General features: G+C 30.2%; 17 protein-coding genes, 2 tRNA genes and 1 other RNA gene. 3 read left to right on the top strand and 17 right to left on the bottom strand.

The window, feature by feature from the left end:
- Positions 1 to 61: 61 nt before the first annotated feature.
- Positions 62 to 133 (bottom strand) — tRNA-Glu (locus tag RR561_RS08850).
- Between the two features lie 462 nt (positions 134 to 595).
- Between RR561_RS08850 and RR561_RS08845 the strand changes: the two genes are divergently transcribed.
- Positions 596 to 1,897 (top strand): MGDG synthase family glycosyltransferase, encoded by a 1,302-nt coding sequence (locus RR561_RS08845; RefSeq protein ID WP_332507506.1) that lies wholly within the window; start codon positions 596 to 598, stop codon positions 1,895 to 1,897.
- Between the two features lie 111 nt (positions 1,898 to 2,008).
- On the opposite strand, the gene RR561_RS08840 is transcribed toward RR561_RS08845, so the two are convergent.
- From RR561_RS08840 to ffs, 5 genes are all read right to left on the bottom strand, one after another.
- Entirely contained in the window at positions 2,009 to 2,200 is a 192-nt protein-coding gene (locus tag RR561_RS08840) for a hypothetical protein (RefSeq protein ID WP_332507504.1), read from the bottom strand.
- A gap of 16 nt (positions 2,201 to 2,216) precedes the next feature.
- Entirely contained in the window at positions 2,217 to 2,816 is a 600-nt protein-coding gene (gene recR / locus RR561_RS08835; protein WP_332507503.1) for a recombination mediator RecR, read from the bottom strand.
- A 30-nt stretch (positions 2,817 to 2,846) separates the two neighbouring features.
- On the bottom strand, positions 2,847 to 3,191 hold the full coding sequence (locus tag RR561_RS08830) for a YbaB/EbfC family nucleoid-associated protein (protein WP_332507501.1): 345 nt from the start codon (positions 3,189 to 3,191) through the stop codon (positions 2,847 to 2,849).
- Between the two features lie 181 nt (positions 3,192 to 3,372).
- Entirely contained in the window at positions 3,373 to 5,055 is a 1,683-nt protein-coding gene (gene dnaX / locus RR561_RS08825; RefSeq protein WP_332507499.1) for a DNA polymerase III subunit gamma/tau, read from the bottom strand.
- Positions 5,056 to 5,113: 58 nt separating this feature from the next.
- Positions 5,114 to 5,379, bottom strand: an RNA gene (gene ffs, locus RR561_RS08820) — signal recognition particle sRNA large type.
- Between the two features lie 302 nt (positions 5,380 to 5,681).
- On the opposite strand from ffs, the gene prxU reads away from it, so the two are divergent.
- Positions 5,682 to 6,404: a thioredoxin-dependent peroxiredoxin gene (gene prxU, locus RR561_RS08815; RefSeq protein ID WP_442952304.1), complete on the top strand. Its 723-nt coding sequence runs from the start codon at positions 5,682 to 5,684 to the stop codon at positions 6,402 to 6,404.
- A 68-nt stretch (positions 6,405 to 6,472) separates the two neighbouring features.
- Here the strand turns inward: prxU and RR561_RS08810 are convergent, their stop codons facing one another.
- Positions 6,473 to 7,687: a cell wall-binding repeat-containing protein gene (locus RR561_RS08810; protein ID WP_332507497.1), complete on the bottom strand. Its 1,215-nt coding sequence runs from the start codon at positions 7,685 to 7,687 to the stop codon at positions 6,473 to 6,475.
- Positions 7,688 to 8,235: 548 nt separating this feature from the next.
- Between RR561_RS08810 and RR561_RS08805 the strand changes: the two genes are divergently transcribed.
- Complete coding sequence (locus RR561_RS08805) at positions 8,236 to 8,496, top strand: type II toxin-antitoxin system HicB family antitoxin (protein ID WP_332507495.1); 261 nt, start codon at positions 8,236 to 8,238, stop codon at positions 8,494 to 8,496.
- A 377-nt stretch (positions 8,497 to 8,873) separates the two neighbouring features.
- Here the strand turns inward: RR561_RS08805 and ygiD are convergent, their stop codons facing one another.
- From ygiD to thiS, 10 genes are all read right to left on the bottom strand, one after another.
- Entirely contained in the window at positions 8,874 to 9,632 is a 759-nt protein-coding gene (gene ygiD, locus RR561_RS08800; protein WP_332507493.1) for a 4,5-DOPA dioxygenase extradiol, read from the bottom strand.
- 372 nt (positions 9,633 to 10,004) lie between these two features.
- Positions 10,005 to 10,940, bottom strand: coding sequence for an HNH endonuclease (locus RR561_RS08795; RefSeq protein ID WP_332507492.1), 936 nt, complete (start codon positions 10,938 to 10,940; stop codon positions 10,005 to 10,007).
- A complete protein-coding gene (locus RR561_RS08790) occupies positions 10,927 to 12,414 on the bottom strand; it encodes an AAA family ATPase (protein ID WP_332507490.1) in 1,488 nt (495 codons plus the stop codon). The genes RR561_RS08795 and RR561_RS08790 overlap by 14 nt, the downstream gene beginning before the upstream one ends.
- A gap of 396 nt (positions 12,415 to 12,810) precedes the next feature.
- A tRNA-Ser gene (locus RR561_RS08785) sits at positions 12,811 to 12,900 on the bottom strand.
- A 124-nt stretch (positions 12,901 to 13,024) separates the two neighbouring features.
- Entirely contained in the window at positions 13,025 to 13,519 is a 495-nt protein-coding gene (locus RR561_RS08780) for a nucleoside deaminase (protein ID WP_332507488.1), read from the bottom strand.
- Positions 13,520 to 13,611: 92 nt separating this feature from the next.
- Positions 13,612 to 14,676: a thiamine phosphate synthase gene (locus tag RR561_RS08775; protein ID WP_332507486.1), complete on the bottom strand. Its 1,065-nt coding sequence runs from the start codon at positions 14,674 to 14,676 to the stop codon at positions 13,612 to 13,614.
- Positions 14,677 to 14,703: 27 nt separating this feature from the next.
- A complete protein-coding gene (thiH, locus tag RR561_RS08770; protein WP_332507484.1) occupies positions 14,704 to 15,873 on the bottom strand; it encodes a 2-iminoacetate synthase ThiH in 1,170 nt (389 codons plus the stop codon).
- A gap of 9 nt (positions 15,874 to 15,882) precedes the next feature.
- Positions 15,883 to 16,650, bottom strand: coding sequence for a thiazole synthase (locus RR561_RS08765; protein WP_332507482.1), 768 nt, complete (start codon positions 16,648 to 16,650; stop codon positions 15,883 to 15,885).
- Between the two features lie 30 nt (positions 16,651 to 16,680).
- Positions 16,681 to 17,301 carry a sulfur carrier protein ThiS adenylyltransferase ThiF gene (gene thiF / locus RR561_RS08760; RefSeq protein WP_332507480.1) on the bottom strand — a complete coding sequence of 207 codons (621 nt, stop codon included), beginning with the start codon at positions 17,299 to 17,301 and terminating at the stop codon, positions 16,681 to 16,683.
- A gap of 1 nt (position 17,302) precedes the next feature.
- Complete coding sequence (gene thiS / locus RR561_RS08755; protein WP_332507477.1) at positions 17,303 to 17,497, bottom strand: sulfur carrier protein ThiS; 195 nt, start codon at positions 17,495 to 17,497, stop codon at positions 17,303 to 17,305.
- Positions 17,498 to 17,563: the final 66 nt, after the last annotated feature.

Here is a 17,563-nt window from a genome sequence, read left to right as displayed (position 1 = left end):
CCTCACAGCTGGCTTGGAAGGCCAGAACTCTACCATTGAGCTACACCCGCATATTATATTATGACTCATAGGGGATTTGAACCCCTGTTGCCGCCTTGAGAGGGCGGAGTCTTAACCACTTGACCAATGAGCCTTAGTCATTGACGCTCAAGTATCTCATAACGTTTTATTAACTGTTGCCCCTTTGGACAAGTATTATAATACCAAAGTCTAATACAATTGTCAATAGAATTTATAACTTTTTTTGGGATATTTATATTTTTTTCAAATATTTGTTTGAAAACTTGCGTCAAATTATTCATTTCCATTTATTTAACCTGCTTTTATATTATAACCTATTAATTTAATTATTGGAAGCCATTTTGACACTTATTAAGAATATCTTAAGATTCCATAATGTTTTGCGTAATTTGCTTTTCATCAAGATAATTATGTTCTATAATCATATGTAAATTGGTAGGTAAATATAGTATATAGACTTCTATAACTAATTATTAGTATATTTAAATACACTTTAAATATATTTTTATTAAATAGTTAAGTTTAATTATAATTTAATCGTAAAGAAAGGAGGCGGCTTAAAAGCCAAACTAATATGAAAAAAGTATTGATAATGACTGCTTCTACTGGTGGTGGACACAACCGAGCTGCCAAAGCCATCGTAGAAGAACTAGAGGTAAGAACTTTTAATGGTGAAAAGATAGAATGTAAAATAATAGATAGTTTTAAGTTAGTTAACCAGACTATGGATAAGGTGATTTCGGAAGGATATGAAATGTCAGCAAAGTATACACCATACGCCTATGGTAAAATATATAATTTATCTGACAAAAAATTCTTCTCAAGCAATGAATTTAAAAATAACCCTTTATCTATAGTAATGGCAAGAAAGTTTAAAAAAATGATCCGAGAAGAACTTCCTGATTTGATAATAAGTACACATGCCTTTCCATCAGTTGCACTTAGCAGATTGAAAAAGGGTGCACGTGGTGAAGAATTAGGTAAGGACTTTGAAGAATTTGTAGCAAAAACAAAAGAGGAAACTTACAACTTCCCTCCCCTAATTTCTGTACTTACAGACTACACAGCTCACTCTTCTTACCTACAAGATGAAATAGATTACTATATATGTGGAGATGAATATGTGAAAGAACTTCTTATAGAAGATGATATCCCTGAAGAAAAAATAAAGCCTTTTGGTATACCTGTCGAGAAGTCTTTCATGGAGAATAGACCTAGAGAGGAAGTCTTAGAAGAACTTGGACTTGATCCTCAAAAAAAGACTGTACTTCTTATGGGTGGAAGCTTTGGTGCTGGTAACATCAAAGGTACTTTAGATGAATTATCTGTAATAGATCGTGACTTTCAGGTATTGGTAGTGACAGGAAGAAATGAATCTTTAAAAAAGAGCCTTGAATCAAGGGTATCAGAATATGATACAAATATTGATATAAAAATTATAGGCTTTACAAACATAATGAACGATATACTTTCTGCAATAGATATCTTGGTAACAAAACCAGGTGGTTTAACTACCACAGAAGCACTTTTAAAGGATGTACCTATGATAATACCTTACTTCATACCTGGGCAAGAAGGTGAGAACTTAGACTTCCTTACAAACTGTGGTGTAGCTATTAGAACTACACATAAATTTTCTCTTAAATCAGTAATCAAGGTACTAATTGACAATCCAGAAAGAATAGAAAGAATGAAAGAAAATATAAGAGGTATCAAAAAATTAAATTCCTCAGAAAATATTGCGATCTTATCTTTAGATATTTTCGAAAACTATAAGGTTGACTATTCAGCTTTATTAAATAAAAAAAGTGCCCTAGAAAAACTAGAACACAACGGACTAATGAACTTCAGCTCTTTTCTATCTTTTTTTTTATAAAATCTAAAACTAAAAATAGTATAGAATAGATATCAAATTTTAAAAAGTACTTAATAATAATTAAATTAATAATATAAAAAGGTTGGGTGATTCACCCAACCTTTTATTTTGCTATTTTTTAATCGGCGGCTCGTAATAATCCTCTTCATAATCATACTGAAAATTCCTAGCATTATTTCTAAATACACTATTATCATTTACCCTTTTGTATTTCGAGCTTTTTTTAGCTGCACCGACCTTTTTTTTATTATGTCTTTTTTTAATTAGAAGGTCTGTAGCTTTGTTTTCATCATAATTTTCCAAATATATCACCTCTAATTTATATTTCTCTTCTTCCTTCCAATGCCTTCGATATAGTCACATCATCTGCATATTCTAGATCTCCACCTACTGGAAGACCGTGGGCTATTCTAGTAACCTTAATTCCCATAGGTTTTACAAGGCGAGATATATACATTGCTGTGGCCTCTCCTTCTATTGTTGGGTTTGTAGCCATTATCAACTCTTTTACAGTACCATCTCCCAATCTAGACAGCAGTTCTTTAATATTTAACATTTCAGGACCTATGCCATCCATTGGAGATATAACACCGTTTAAAACATGATATTTTCCATTGTAGTCTTTCGTTCTCTCCATTGCTGCAACATCTCTAGGATCTTCTACAACACATATAGTACTTGCGTCTCTGTGTGAATTTGCACATATAGGACAAATATCCGCATCCGAAATATTACAACATTGTTTGCAGTATTTTATTTCTTTTTTTACGTCTACAAGTGCCTTAGATAGACCTTCAACATCACTTTGATTCATGTTAATCACATGAAATGCAAGTCTTTGAGCTGTCTTTCTACCTATGCCAGGTAGCTTTGAAAATTCATTAATTAGCCTATCTATAGGTTCACTATAATTTTCCATTATTTTTCAAAGAATCAACTTTTCTAGTAATTAGAAAGGTAGATCCATTCCTCCAGTATACTTACTCATCTGTGATTTTTGTATTTCTTCTATTTCTCTTATAGCCTGATTTACTGCACTTAAAACAAGATCTTGTAGCATTTCTACATCATCTGGATCTACTACTTCTGGCTTAATTTCTATATCTGTTACTTCTTTCTTTCCATTCATCTTTACTACTACAGCTCCACCACCTACAGATGCTTCTACTTCCTTGTTTTCTAGCTCTGCCTGTGATTTTTCCATATCAGCCTGCATCTTTTGAGCCTGCTTTAATAGATTGTTCATATTCATTCCGCCTGGCATCTTACCGCCAAATCCACCTTTTTTAGCCATTTTAATTCCTCCTCATTATCTTCAATTAAATTTTCTATTATATTCTATTTGAAATAATCATATGTAGCTTATTTTACCGTAATTATTCTGAGTGTGCAACTTTTATATCGTTATTAGTCCTAGTGTACAATATTTTATATCTAAATCATTTCTGTCTTAAGATACAATTTTTATATCGTTATTAGTCTTGAATCTCTAGTTTATCTCCAAGTGTTTCTTTGAGCGATTTTAAAGTTCCATCCAAGTGTTCTTCTTCTTTACTACTATCCTCTTCTTTTGCATCTCCAAAATTCATGCTTTTAACATCTTTTTCAAGTATAAATCTAGGTTCTATATTTAATCCAAAAACTTTTCTCATAGTTGATTTTATATATGAATAGTTATCTTCTTCCTTTAATCTATCTATAGCAAATGTGAAGCCTTCATTGAAAATCACATATAGTATCTCATTTTTATATTTCAAATCCAACTTTTCTACCAAAAATGCTCTCAAAGGCATTCTTTTATCTTTTCTCATCTGCTCTAACATTCTATCCCAATCATCCACAATCCCTTGTAACTCTTCATCATCTAGCATATCTGGCTTTTGATCTGCTATTATCGGATCATCTGCCTTCAAGCTTGCACTTGCAATGTTTGATGAGGTATTTGATTCATCTATATATTGAATATAGCTTGTAGGATTAGGTGCGATTACATTTGATGTTATATTTATCTTTCCATCTTCTACTATTTTTTCTATATTTTCTAACCTTTTTACTAAAGATTGATCTGTATCATCCGTAGCTGGAGATGATAGCTTCATTATGTATATCTCAAGAGTCATTCTTTGATTGCTAGAATACTTTAGCTTATCCATAAGTTCAGAAAGAATTGATAGTATTCTTATTATTTCTTCCATATCCATAGAATTTGCTAACTTGGTAATTTCTTCTTCATACTCACTTGAAAGATCCATAAAATCATCGGCTTTTCCATAGATTTTAATCATCATCAAACTTCTAAAAAAAGAAGTCGTATCTTGAACCAATATTTTAAGATCCTTCCCCCACATAAAATAATCATCTATCATTTTCATAGAATCTGAAACATTAGAGTCAAATATAGCCCTCGCAAAATCTAGAAGTTGAGAAGGATCCGCTGAACCAAGTAGTTCTAATACATCTTTAGCTTTTAATTTTCCAGATCCAAAAGCTACACACTTGTCCAGTATACTTAAGGCATCTCTGACAGATCCCTGTCCATTTCTCGCTATTATTTTTAACGCATCTTCATCTATCTCTACTTTTTCTTCTTCACAAATAGATCTCATTTTATCCATCAAATCTTCTATAGATACTCTCTTAAAGTCAAATCTTTGGCATCTTGAAAGTATCGTGGCTGGAATTTTATTTGGTTCGGTAGTTGCCAAAATAAAGATTACATATGAAGGTGGCTCTTCCAATGTCTTTAAAAGTGCATTGAATGCCCCTTGAGATAGCATATGAACTTCATCTATTATATATACTTTATATTTTGAATTGTTGGGGGTGTATTTGACTGTATCTCTTAATTCTCTAATATCATCTACACTATTATTTGATGCTGCATCTATTTCTATAACATCTAGGTTTGATCCATCTAATATGCTTGTACACTCTTGACACTTATTGCAGGGTATCGGTGAATCTCCCGTACAATTCACTGCCCTAGAAAGAATCTTGGCAGTCGTTGTCTTACCTGTTCCTCTAGTACCACAGAAAAGATATGCATGACTTAAACTATCATTTTTTATCTGATTTTTTAAGGTTCTTACTATGTGTTCTTGACCTATTACATCATCAAATATGAGAGGCCTATACTTTCTATACAAAGCCTTGTGCATTATATCCCTCCAAAAAAAATAATCCCATTAACTGGGATTTGAATTTATATGTTTAAAGCTGTACACCATTCATCGACACCTAGCTCTGATCGTTGCCTACGTAGTTGGCTCCTTATAGGCTTCCCTAAGGCACACAAAAATGATCACTTACCGCTGCTTCCTTCCGAATCTGACGGGATTCATGAGTTTTCATTGCTTAGGACCTATATATCAACACTACTTGCGTAGGACTGCATCATTGATAGAAATGCCTCCGAATGGAATTCAACCCCACTAAAGCGGATTGTGGGTTACAGGGCACCGCTATCTCCCCATCTAGTACAGCAAAATTATAACCAATGTTGTAGTCTAACATACTAATTTCAATCTAAGTTAATAACAAAGTTGAAACTATAAAAATGTAATTTATATACTCAATTACATTTTAAATAATATCATATAGAGGAAAAATATTCAATAGATAAGATAAATAAGATTGATTTTTTTATTTACTTTTCCCTAATTATTCTAAATTTTCCAATAAAATCATTGACTTTCATTATCGAGAGATGATATTATGATATATACAATCTATATCTTAACATTTGAATATAGGTTATAACTATTATAGTATAGGAGGTATTGATATGTCAGAAGAGAAAAAAGCATTTGGATGTGGTTCTAGTAACAATTCTAATAATAGTACAAAAAATTTAAATACTGATAATATAGAAAAATTAATTCAGAAGGAGGAAACACAAAATATGTTAAAATTAGGAAAATTGGCTCCAGACTTTGAAGTTCCAGCCTACCATAATGGAGAATTTACAAGCGTTAAATTAAGTGATTATAAGGGAAAATGGGTACTTCTTTGCTTCTATCCAGGAGACTTTACATTTGTCTGAGCCACTGAAGTATCAGCAGTTGCTGATAGATATCAAGAGTTTAAGGATATAGATGTAGAAGTGATTTCAATGAGTGTTGATAGTGTATTCGTACATAAGGTATGGAATGATACCGAACTTTCAAAGATGGTAGATGGAGGCGTTCCTTACAAGATGGGCTCTGATGCTGGTGGAGAAATAGGAAAAATGTATGGAATATACGATGATGAAGGCAAGGTAGATACTAGAGGTAGATTTATCATAGATCCAGACGGAATAGTACAGGCATTTGAAGTACTGACTCCTCCAGTGGGAAGAAATGTATCTGAAGCTCTAAGACAGATTCAGGCATACCAGCATGTTAGAAAGCACAAGGGTGCAGAGGTTACTCCTTCAGGATGGCAACCAGGAAAGAAAACTCTGAAGCCAAGCCCAGATTTAGTATCAAATGTTTGGAAACATTGGACTGTAGATGATGCAAAATAACAAATTCTTTTGCTAATATCAAAAGAGCTAGGTGAATTCACCTAGCTCTTTTTTTGTTTTTTATTTACTTATCTAAATCCATCTAAATCATAATCTTTATCAAAATCTACTGAATACTCAACATTTGATAAATCTACTTCACCTAGAATATCTATAGGTATCCCGTTCCTATCAAATTTCCTGCCATTTATTTCATATGCAGAATCTCTATCCTCTGCTTTTTCCTCATTTATTTTTAAACTTTTCAACTCATTTTCTACATTTTTAGATACTGACTTTTCTCCACCAACTATAATTACATTTTTTATATCATTATTTTTAATGTAGTTGGCTGTATCTTCATTTAATCTATTCGGCTGAGTTAAAAGTACTACTCCATCATTTTGAGTAGCTACCAAACTTGATGATAAAGCATCTGGATAATCTTCTCCATTTACTAAGACAACTGTCTTAACTCTTTTGTTAAATACTGTTTCATATGCTTTTGCAATTTCTACAGATGTTTTATATCTATTTGAACCATATATTCTACCTGAGTAATATCCGTCATTATAAACTAATCCACCTTGATACTGATCGTGTGTAGAAAATTTACCCGAAACAGAATTAAATCCACCTATTATATATTGCCAGTTATGAGGATTTTTTAAATATTCAATATCTGAATACTCTCGATTATACACTGATTTCATTCCCATAAGATACGTTTCTTGACTTCTTATAGACTCTGATAAAAATGGTATTGATGATAATAGATCAGGAAACTTTAAATCATTTATTAAAATGCCTACATTATCACACCTAGATCCATTTGGGAAAAATGTTGAAAATATCTTACCATCAACTTTTCCTTCTATTTCATCATAATATTCAGCACTATCATAAAACCTTTCAACCTTTACCCCCTTAGATTTTAATGTATTATCTACACTTTTATCCAATACATTATAGTCTCCCATTATATAAACTCTATTAACATTTAATCTCTTCAATTCATTTAATATATCCGTTCTTAATCCATGTTTAGGATTTACAAAATAAGGTACCTTCAAGGAAGATGCCATATAACTACCATACAGAGCCGTTCTAAAGTCATTTCCACTAGCTATTACCGCAAGCTTACCATTTGCACTGTTCATATACTTTTTGTTGGCATTTACCGTTGTTTCATACCTGTCCCAACCTGAAACTCTACTGATATTGATATTTTCATCAGCATTTGATACAGATACACTAGATACGAATAACATAATTCCAAGACATATTGATACTAACTTTTTCATAAACAATCTCCTTTTTTATTATTTAAATATATATTAATTTGATTATAACATAATATGTATTCTTTTAATCATTTACATATAATTTAACTTAAAAAATAATTATTAATTTGATTGTGCTTCTAAACTAAATCTATATATAAATATACAATAATACTTTTTAATTTTTATAATTTTGACTTTAGATTTTAGAGTCCGCCATAACTCCATATATAATATTATCTTTTACTAAAACTAACTATTTTTTTAAGTATATTAGAAACTTTTGCTATGTATAGCCATATGGATATGTGGATTGTAAATCAAATAGGTGTTATGATACTATTAATATATAAAATTTTAATTAAATTATTTCCTGAAAAATTGATTTAATAATATCGATAGTTTTGTTTAAATATACAGCTAAAAATTAGAAAGCATAAAAATTCAAATCAGTATTCTAAATTATGAATAGAAAAATTAAAATTCAAGTAGATTATTTTCTTTAATATATATTTTTCTCAGTTATGTGATTGTAGGAGACTTCGTATAGCTCCAAGAAAGGAGAGTTTATGTTTTTTGTATATCCAGCAATAATATATCAGGAAGATGATGGTTATTGGGCGGAGGTGCCTGATTTAGAGGGCTGTCTCACTCAAGGGGATGACACAAATGAAATTATGGCAAATTTAAAAGAGGCCATGGAGGGTTATATAATTTGTTTATTTGAAAATAACATGGTCATTCCGAAAGCAAGTGATATTTATAATATGAATAACAGAAATAATAGCTTTAAAACTTTGGTAACTATAGATTTAGATCTGAATGAATAGTCAGAAACATATAATATTTAAAGTTTTTGTGAGTTTTTTATGTAGAATTTTCAAAGCTCTTCATCTATTATTTTAAAATCAAAATATCAATATATTATTAATCAAAAAATACTTTGATTTATACTTATTTAAATTATGATGAATTGTATGTATCACTTTTATTTTGTATTGTTTGAGCAAAGATAAAGTTTTTAACTCTATATTTACTCAATAAAAAGAGCAGTTGAAAACTGCTCTTTTGTTTTGCAAGTATATACCTATTTAGCTACATATTATTATATTGTTTTCTAATATTAATCCATTACCTGTATTTTCCATGTATATAAATTAATATCATATCTAGATAACTAATATCATTTCTATCTTTTTATATTGAACTATCTAAATATATACGAAGTCATTGATAATGACCCCATCATACAGCCTTCATTAAATACTTCTATACTATCATCTTCATCTACCACACCCAAAGTGTATATTAGTGGCAAGAAGTGTTCTAATGTTTTGAATGACTTCTCATGAGAGGCTCCTGCACTCTTATAGTCTATAACCTTCGAAAAATCTCTACTCAATATACTTTCTTTTACATATCTATCAAACTCATAGGCCCAGTCATAGCCATCTATCTCTTGATTTATCAGTCTAAGATTATGTACGACATTTCCACTTCCAAGAATCAAATAGCCTTGCTCTCTGAATTTATATAGTTTCTTTGCTATTTCGAAGTGTTCTTTGACAGACACTGATCCATCTATGCTCAACTGAACTACTGGAATATCTGCCTTTGGATACATCTTACAAAGCACTGACCAAGTTCCATGGTCTATTCCCCAAGAGTTATCTATCTTCACTCCATCAATCGCTCTTTTTATCTCTTTTGCCAAAGACTTGCTGCCCTCGACTGGATACTTAAATGCGTATAGCTCTTCTGGAAATCCATACATATCATATATCTGTTTTGGATGACTTTTATCATTTGTATATTTACCATTGGTATACCAATGTGCAGATATACATATAATCCCCTTTGGTCTAGGAATTTCCTTTCCTACTTCTGCCCACTTTCTAGTATACTCGTTATCTTCTATCACGTTCATCGGACTTCCATGCCCAACAAACATAGCTGGCATCTTCATAATAACAACTCCTTTTCTAACACACATACCAACAAATCACAAATATCTTCTGATTATATTCTTATTAATTTTTGCAATATTCTTATTAACTTTTACGTTTATAAATATGAATAAAGTTATTAACACAATATCATATAGCAAATCTAGTACTATAAAATTTATTATCAATATTTATCTATAGATAAATCTCCTCTTTCAACTTCTCAATATTTTAGTTTACAACTTTAATTCCAAGCTTACTATTATTATATCCATAATATCTATTAATATCTAATTTCCTATATTATAATACACTGATACATTATAATTATATCCTTTAAGGAAATTTTGCATTATAAACCTTAACCTAAAGTAACCTGTATATTTTTTTATTTATACATTAAAATCATTGTAAAATTGTTTTTTAATAATTTTATTTTTTTCAATTTTTTCATTGATATGAATTAAAATATTCTCAATCAATACTTCTTTATTTGAACTGTTTAATATGGTTTCAATAATTTTCTGTCTAAAAAAGCATTCATCAATATAGTTTGCTTCATATCTTTCTTCTTGAAAGGATTTGAGATTTAGAATTAATTCTTTCTTTGATATTTTATCTTTACAAATATTGCATATAACATCCTCGATACTTGAATTGTATACTGACATAGCCCTATTCGTTAAAGTCTCTATTATCCTATGCTGTAAAATATTATATTTAATTTTTTCATAACTGTTTATGTCCAGATTACTTATATTAACTTCATCAAAAGACTTTATTTTTACTATTATTTTCACTTTATCATTAATAATATCTATATTTAGCTTTGTAAAACATTGTGTGTTATAATCATTAAAATATGGTGAAAGAATTCCAACTTTAGAATCACCTACACTGTCGCTTTTTCCTCTATTACAAGACTTACATATTTTCACGAGATTTATAGGCATTATAGATAACTGATGATATTTTGATTTTGGTAAAATATGATCTAATTCACAGGTTCCATATCCATAACTTGAATCACATACTGGGCATCTATCACCACCTATATCATATAACCTTGACCTATATGCTTGTTTAATATCTTTTCTATAAAGATATTTATATGCCTCAATTAAATCGATTTCACAATCATCACTAGAGGTTTCTTTCATATTATAGAGCTTTTTATCTTCACCATATCTAAAATAAAGCTCTTCCTGTAAAAGCAACCCTTCTAAAAAATCCTTTTCAGTGTCCGTATTTAATTTTCCTCTAAAATATTTTTTTTTATCCTCAAATATATTTTCTAAGGAAAATTCTGGTTTATTAATTTTCCTCATCAAAATTCTCCTTAAAGTTATTAAGGAGAATTTTCCCCTCACTTCCCATTTTTTTTATTAAATTTTCATACTCATATTCTAGCGTTTTTCTATCCATTGATGATATTAACTCATAATATCCTGTATTTTGAATGTCCAGTCCAAATACCACATTATTTAACATATTGACATTTTCACCAAAAGAATTTATTGGCAAATTTTTTAACAAAACATTATTTTTATTTCTACATATAGTTTTAACACAGGAAGTTTGTACTTCTTGTAAAACAATAGGATTGTGGGTTGCCATTATACAAATACCATTATTTTTAGTTATAACTTCAATTAGTGCTCTTACATATGACTTAATCATTGATTGATGTAAAAAAAGCTCTGGTTCATCTACGATTACTACCGTTTTTTCTTTTACTTTCAATACTAAACTGGTTAAAGATAATAATACTATTTTTTGACCTGAGCTAAGGTTTTCAATTATACCTATTAATTCTTTTTTTTCTAATTCCGCATCTAAATTCTCTATTTTTTCTAAAAATTCAATTACCCAATCTTCGTAATTAAATTTATTAAAAATATTTTTCCATAATTCCCTTGAGCTATATAGTTTAGGATTTTTTAATTCATTTAGTGCAAGCTCTAATTCTTTATTGAAGTAATCTGAAATAGAATTATACTTATTGATATTAATTTCATCAAAGCTTACTCTTTCCCCTAAATTGCTTAATCCTATCTGATAAAATTTTTCATTTTCAATATCTAATGTACTATCAAAAGGACTATAAGAAATATAGATAACTCTGTCTATATTTCTTAAGTTTGATTTTTCTGTATAAAAATCTGAGTCTTCATCTAAAAACATTTTAGAAATATGTTTTAAGAAGTATGTTTTTCCACTTCCATTCTTACCTATAATCGCATAAGTGTTTTCTGGTATTAAGTCGTTAGGGTCAATCTTTATATAGATTACCTTTTTTTCTTTTTTATTTCTATAGTATATTGGTATTTCAAATTTTGATAAATATGCCCCTCCTTTGGTCATTCTATTATATTGAGATTTTACCTCAGATATACTTACAGACCTCAAAAAAGATTCATTAATAAAACGCTTTTTCCGTTCTAATTTTTTTTCTCTTTCCAACATGCTCTCTAGTAGATTTAAATCGTAGGCTAAATCATTTGTCAATTCATACCATTTTTTTTTATCTTCTTCTGTTATTATATTTTTGTTAATAAAACTATAATAATCTTCATTTCCCAAAACACAAAAGTCTGATACCTCTGGTTTAACTCCATTTTTTATTGAATCATAAATATAATTTTCATTCGGGTAGACATTAAAATGCACTAAACGAGATTCATCATCACTTCTTTCATATTTATTATAAAATCTTAGGATGGCAGTTGTTTTATGGCCAAAATCATCCCAATTATCATAAGAAATTTTGATTTTATTTAAAAATTCTTCAAAGCTATACATCCTATTTCTCCTATTTTTTATTTAGATAATATTTAAATACATTATAAATATTATCTTTGTTTTTATTACTTTTAATTTTTATAATCTAATTTTTCACACTGTACTACAATTAAATCTAGTTGTATTTCCTCATACTCCAAATTAATAGTGTGTTTTATCATTATAAAAAATCACTAAATAATATGCTTAAATTATAACATAAATAATGGATAAAAAGTTATCAATTTAAAAGTGAATTACGAGCATTAAATAATAATTATTTAACTGTTATATATACACTACAGTATGTGTAATATGCGTGTTTTTAAAGTATCAATTATTTCTTGATTAATTTACAGATTATTTGAAAATGAGCTGATAGGCTAAAGAATTAGTATTTGCAACACTAATTTAATTTGGCGGAGAGAGAGGGATTTGAACCCTCGGTGCAGTTGCCCACACACTCGCTTTCCAGGCGAGCCCCTTAAGCCACTCGGACACCTCTCCACATAATAAATATTGTATCTTTATATATCATATCCTTTTTAAAAGATTCTAAGCAGGAATTAATATTTAATACAGTATAAGATTGAATCTCACACCCTTATGATAATAACATAAAACTATGCTTTTAGTAAATATCTTTAGAGATTTTTTTATTATTTTTCTTTTTTTCCTTTCTTCTTTCTCTAAAAAAGCTAGTCAAGAGCTTGGAAGCTTCTTCTTCCATAATCCCAAAGTGTGATTCTACCTTGCTGTCTATTAGAAATGCTCTCTGAAATTCATTGTGCTTGTCTACTTTTTTATTTTTATTGTGACTGGCTGCTATGTATAGTGACTTGATTCTTGAGTTGACTATTGCCCCACTACACATGAAGCATGGTTCCATAGTCACATATATCTCACAATCAAAAAGTCTCCATCTAGCTAGATTTTTCTGAGCATCTTTTATAGCCATAATCTCCGCATGATTAATAGAGTCTCCACTTATTTCTACACTATTAAATCCTCTGCCTACTATTTTATCTTCATAGACTATCACAGCACCGATTGGAGTTTCTTTTAGTGAGTATGCTTTTTTAGCTTCTAGGATTGCTTCTTTCATAAATTGTTCTTCTCTATTCATAGTTTCTCTCTCTTATTTTTTATTAGATATAGTTTCTACATAGACTAGTATATCTTAAAAAAATATTTCGTCAAATTTAATTTGATTTTTACTTAGAGTTTCATTATTCCTGACATGATGCACACCCCTTTTGCACCGTTTTCTACTGCCAAATATGCGTTTTGAGGCGTTATTCCTCCTATTGCATAGATTGGTATAGCTACTGATGAACAAAGCTCTTTTAGAAGCTTTAAACCTCTTGGCTCCAGTCCCTTTTTACAGTCAGTTTCAAATATATGCCCAAAGGTAAGATAGCTTGCTCCTAGGCTTTCAGCTCTTTTGGCTTCATCAATACTATGGACTGATACACCTATTTCTTTATAGCATTCAAAAAATTTATCTAAACTTTTCTTGTCATATGATTTTTTCCTATATTCCAAATTTTTATTATCGCTCGAACTTTTGCTACTACTTAGAACTTTACTACTATCTAAATCATTAATTGGGCTTATGTCATTATTCTCATAATCTAAATTGCATTTTCTATTATTCTCGTAGTTTTTGCTATCTTTTTTTGCTGAATCTATTTTATTACATATTTGCTCAAAAATATAAAGTGGAAGGTGGATTTTTCCACCCTCCATATATAGAGCATCTTTATAATAAGAATGGGCAAATAGGTACATATTGTATTTAGACGATATATCAAGTATCTCTTTATATAGATTTTTATAATCACTTTCATTTAAATCTTTTTCTCTTAATACTATTGAATCGATTTCAAAATTCTTTAAAAAATCGATCATTTTTTGATTTTTTAATCGTTTTTCATCGTCAAAATCATAGTTTTTAAAAGTTTCTTTTTCTGAAAGCTTACCTTCTAGTATTTTATCTTCAATTTTAGTTGGATAATTCTTTGAATCTTTCCTCATCATTTCAATATTTTCACAATTTGAACTTATAATCTTTTTGTCAAAACTCGTATTTAAAGAGGAATTTTCGTATATCAAATCAAATTTTTTATTTATCTTTTTATTATTTTTTTTCTTTAAATCTACTTGTTTGTGTTTTTGGTGATTTTTTCTAGAAAGTGAATAATTATAAAGTATCTTTTCAATTGTAATATTCAAAGAAGCATGGCATAGGCTTCTGTTGCTTATTATTTTTAGTCTAATCATCATGTCCTCCTATTCGCCCATTTTATCTTACTTTCCTATTGCTAGATTTATATAATCACTCATAACAGGTTGAAGACCTGCATCTTTTATAGCCTGAAATACTTCATCTACACTTCTTGGATCTGATATTTCAAACTGTTCATCTCCTTTTTCTTCAGCTACTTCATCTGAGTGACTTCCTATACCTGTACTCACTCCTGCAGATACTTTTGTAGCTGCTATCTTGATTATATTGTCCCTAAATCCTGCTCTTTCCCTAGTTGATACAGTAATATTGGCAAAGGGCATAAATATTCTATATGCACAAATTATTTGAAGCAATTGTCTTTCATGTACATCTTTAGGATTTATTTTGTCATTATTAATAATCGGTCTAAGCCTTGGACAAGACAGTGCAATCTCTGCATGAGGATATTTCTGTTGAATTAGATATGCATGGTATCCTGTAGCAAAGGCATCTTTTCTAAACTGATCCAGTCCCAAAAGTGCTGCAAATCCAACGCCTCTCATAGATCCCATCAGAGCTCTTTCCTGTGCATTTGCCCTATATGGAAATATTCTCTTATGCCCTGCAAGATGTAGTGTTTCATACTTGTCGGAATTATAGGTTTCTTGAAATACAGTTACATAATCAGCCCCACAAGAATTGAGATATTCATATTCATCAGAGTTTACTGGATATATTTCTAGACCCACCATTTTGAAATATTTACTTGCAAGCTTACATGCCTCACCAATATATTCTATATCAGAAAATCTTCTACTCTCTCCTGTTAATATCAATATTTCTTCAAGACCAGTTTCTGAAATTGACTTCATTTCCTTTTCGATTTGGTCAAAATTTAGTTTTGATCTTTTTATTTTGTTGTGAGAGTTAAATCCACAATAGATACAGTAGTTTTCACAGTAGTTTGATATATAAAGGGGGGTAAACATATAAATTGAATTCCCAAAATGTTTTCTTGTCTCCTTTTGGGCACGAATCGCCATATCTTCTAGAAATTCTTCTGCTGATGGTGACAGTAAGGCTTGAAAATCTCTTGGAGATAAAATATCTTTTGAAAGTGCCTCTTTTACATCTGATCTAGTAAAATTATCTGCATCAAACTCATTCATAGAGAATATCACCCTATCCAAAATATCTGAGTCCAACTCTTCCATTCCTTCCAAATACTTCATATGATCTATTCTTTTCATTTTATCCTCCTAATCTTCCAAAAATCCTGTAAGTGGTGAAGAAGCTACTCCACCCTTATCTATTACTCTTCCTAACTTTGCCAAATATGCCTTTCTTCCTGCATTTATAGCATCTTTAAATGCCTCTGCCATCATAGGTATATCTTCTGATGTTGCAATTGCAGTATTTGCCATAATAGCTGCTGCTCCCATTTCCATGGCTTCACATGCTTGAGAAGGCTTTCCTATGCCTGCATCTACTATGATTGGAAGATCTATTTCATCGACTAATATCTGTATAAAATCCTTAGTTGCAAGCCCCTTGTTTGATCCTATTGGGGAGCCTAAAGGCATAATACATGCAGCTCCTGCTTCTTTCAGATCTCTAGCAACATTTAGATCTGGATACATATAGGGCATTACTATGAATCCTTCTTTGGCCAATATTTCAGTTGCCTTGATAGTTTCCTGATTGTCTGGCAAAAGATATTTTGAATCTCTTATTACCTCTATCTTTATAAAATCACCACAGCCACATTCACGAGATAGCCTTGCTATTCTTACAGCCTCTTCAGCATTTCTAGCTCCAGATGTATTTGGCAAAAGTGTTACTCCTTTTGGTATATGGTCTAATATATTTTCAACATCGCCACCAACCGCTCTTCTTAGTGCGAGTGTAATCATCTGTGCATCTGCATACTTGATTGCACTTTCAATTAGATCCAAAGAATATTTACCTGAACCCAATATAAAGCGTGAATCAAACTCTCTTCCAGCTATTATTAATTTATCATCCATAATATTAACCTCCAAAAATTATACCTATTTTTATTTTTCATTAAATATTAATTCCAAAACAGTATTTGCCTGATGAGCAGCACATATATTGACTCTAGGTGCCATCATTCCTGAATATTTTTCATAATCGCTAAATCCATCTCCACAAATATACAGATTCTTCATTAATTTTTTTGTAGAAATACTATTACTATCTCCAATACCTGCCATTCCAGATCCCGAAATAATATATTTGTCTGGAAAATTTTCCAATATTTTATTGATAAGCATGGATTTTGACTCTGCATCGTCCAAGGCTTCTACTATATATTTTTCACCTTTTATCAATTCTTCGATATTGTCCTCTTTTATCTTTATATTTCTAATATGAACTTTCACAAAAGGATTTATCTTCCCGATTATATTTTTTATGGCTTGGCTTTTATACATTCCAATATCCTCTACAAAATAGTACTGTCTGTTGAGATTTGATGCTTCTACCTTGTCATAATCTATCAAGAAAAGTTCCCCTACCGAGCTTCTTGCAAGCATAACAGCTATATTCGAACCCAATCCTCCGAGCCCAATAATACAAACTCTGGCAGATTGAAATCTCTCCAAAGAGGAGTCAATATTTCTCATTGTCAAATCATCTATAGATAAATCTTTCAAATTAGCCACCTCCTACAAAGCACACTATTTCCAAACTATCTCCATCATGTAATACATATTCATCATAAGTTCCTCTTTTTATGATGTTTCCATTTAGTTCTACTGCAATTTTTTGTGTATCAAAATCTTGTAATTTAATAAATTCAATCAAACTAATCGACTCTTCTCCATAATCTTTACCATTTATTTTTATCAAAATCGCAACTCCCTTCCCTATAAATTATCTTTTTCCTGTGTTTTTCCATAAAAAAACGCACGAAGG

This window comes from Peptostreptococcus sp. (assembly GCF_036639115.1).
Lineage (GTDB): Bacteria > Bacillota > Clostridia > Peptostreptococcales > Peptostreptococcaceae > Peptostreptococcus.
Note: the sequence above shows the minus strand (reverse complement) of the source record. Positions and strands in the feature narration are given on the sequence as shown.

Bases quoted from the DNA above. Each gene is read 5' to 3' on its own strand.
- RR561_RS08845 (WP_332507506.1), top strand. From the start codon at position 596: ATGAAAAAAGTATTGATAATGACTGCTTCTACTGGTGGTGGACACAAC.
- recR (WP_332507503.1), bottom strand. From the start codon at position 2,816: ATGGAAAATTATAGTGAACCTATAGATAGGCTAATTAATGAATTTTCA.
- RR561_RS08830 (WP_332507501.1), bottom strand. From the start codon at position 3,191: ATGGCTAAAAAAGGTGGATTTGGCGGTAAGATGCCAGGCGGAATGAAT.
- dnaX (WP_332507499.1), bottom strand. From the start codon at position 5,055: ATGCACAAGGCTTTGTATAGAAAGTATAGGCCTCTCATATTTGATGAT.
- RR561_RS08810 (WP_332507497.1), bottom strand. From the start codon at position 7,687: ATGAAAAAGTTAGTATCAATATGTCTTGGAATTATGTTATTCGTATCT.
- RR561_RS08805 (WP_332507495.1), top strand. From the start codon at position 8,236: ATGTTTTTTGTATATCCAGCAATAATATATCAGGAAGATGATGGTTAT.
- ygiD (WP_332507493.1), bottom strand. From the start codon at position 9,632: ATGAAGATGCCAGCTATGTTTGTTGGGCATGGAAGTCCGATGAACGTG.
- RR561_RS08795 (WP_332507492.1), bottom strand. From the start codon at position 10,940: ATGAGGAAAATTAATAAACCAGAATTTTCCTTAGAAAATATATTTGAG.
- RR561_RS08790 (WP_332507490.1), bottom strand. From the start codon at position 12,414: ATGTATAGCTTTGAAGAATTTTTAAATAAAATCAAAATTTCTTATGAT.
- RR561_RS08780 (WP_332507488.1), bottom strand. From the start codon at position 13,519: ATGAATAGAGAAGAACAATTTATGAAAGAAGCAATCCTAGAAGCTAAA.
- RR561_RS08775 (WP_332507486.1), bottom strand. From the start codon at position 14,676: ATGATTAGACTAAAAATAATAAGCAACAGAAGCCTATGCCATGCTTCT.
- thiH (WP_332507484.1), bottom strand. From the start codon at position 15,873: ATGAAAAGAATAGATCATATGAAGTATTTGGAAGGAATGGAAGAGTTG.
- RR561_RS08765 (WP_332507482.1), bottom strand. From the start codon at position 16,650: ATGGATGATAAATTAATAATAGCTGGAAGAGAGTTTGATTCACGCTTT.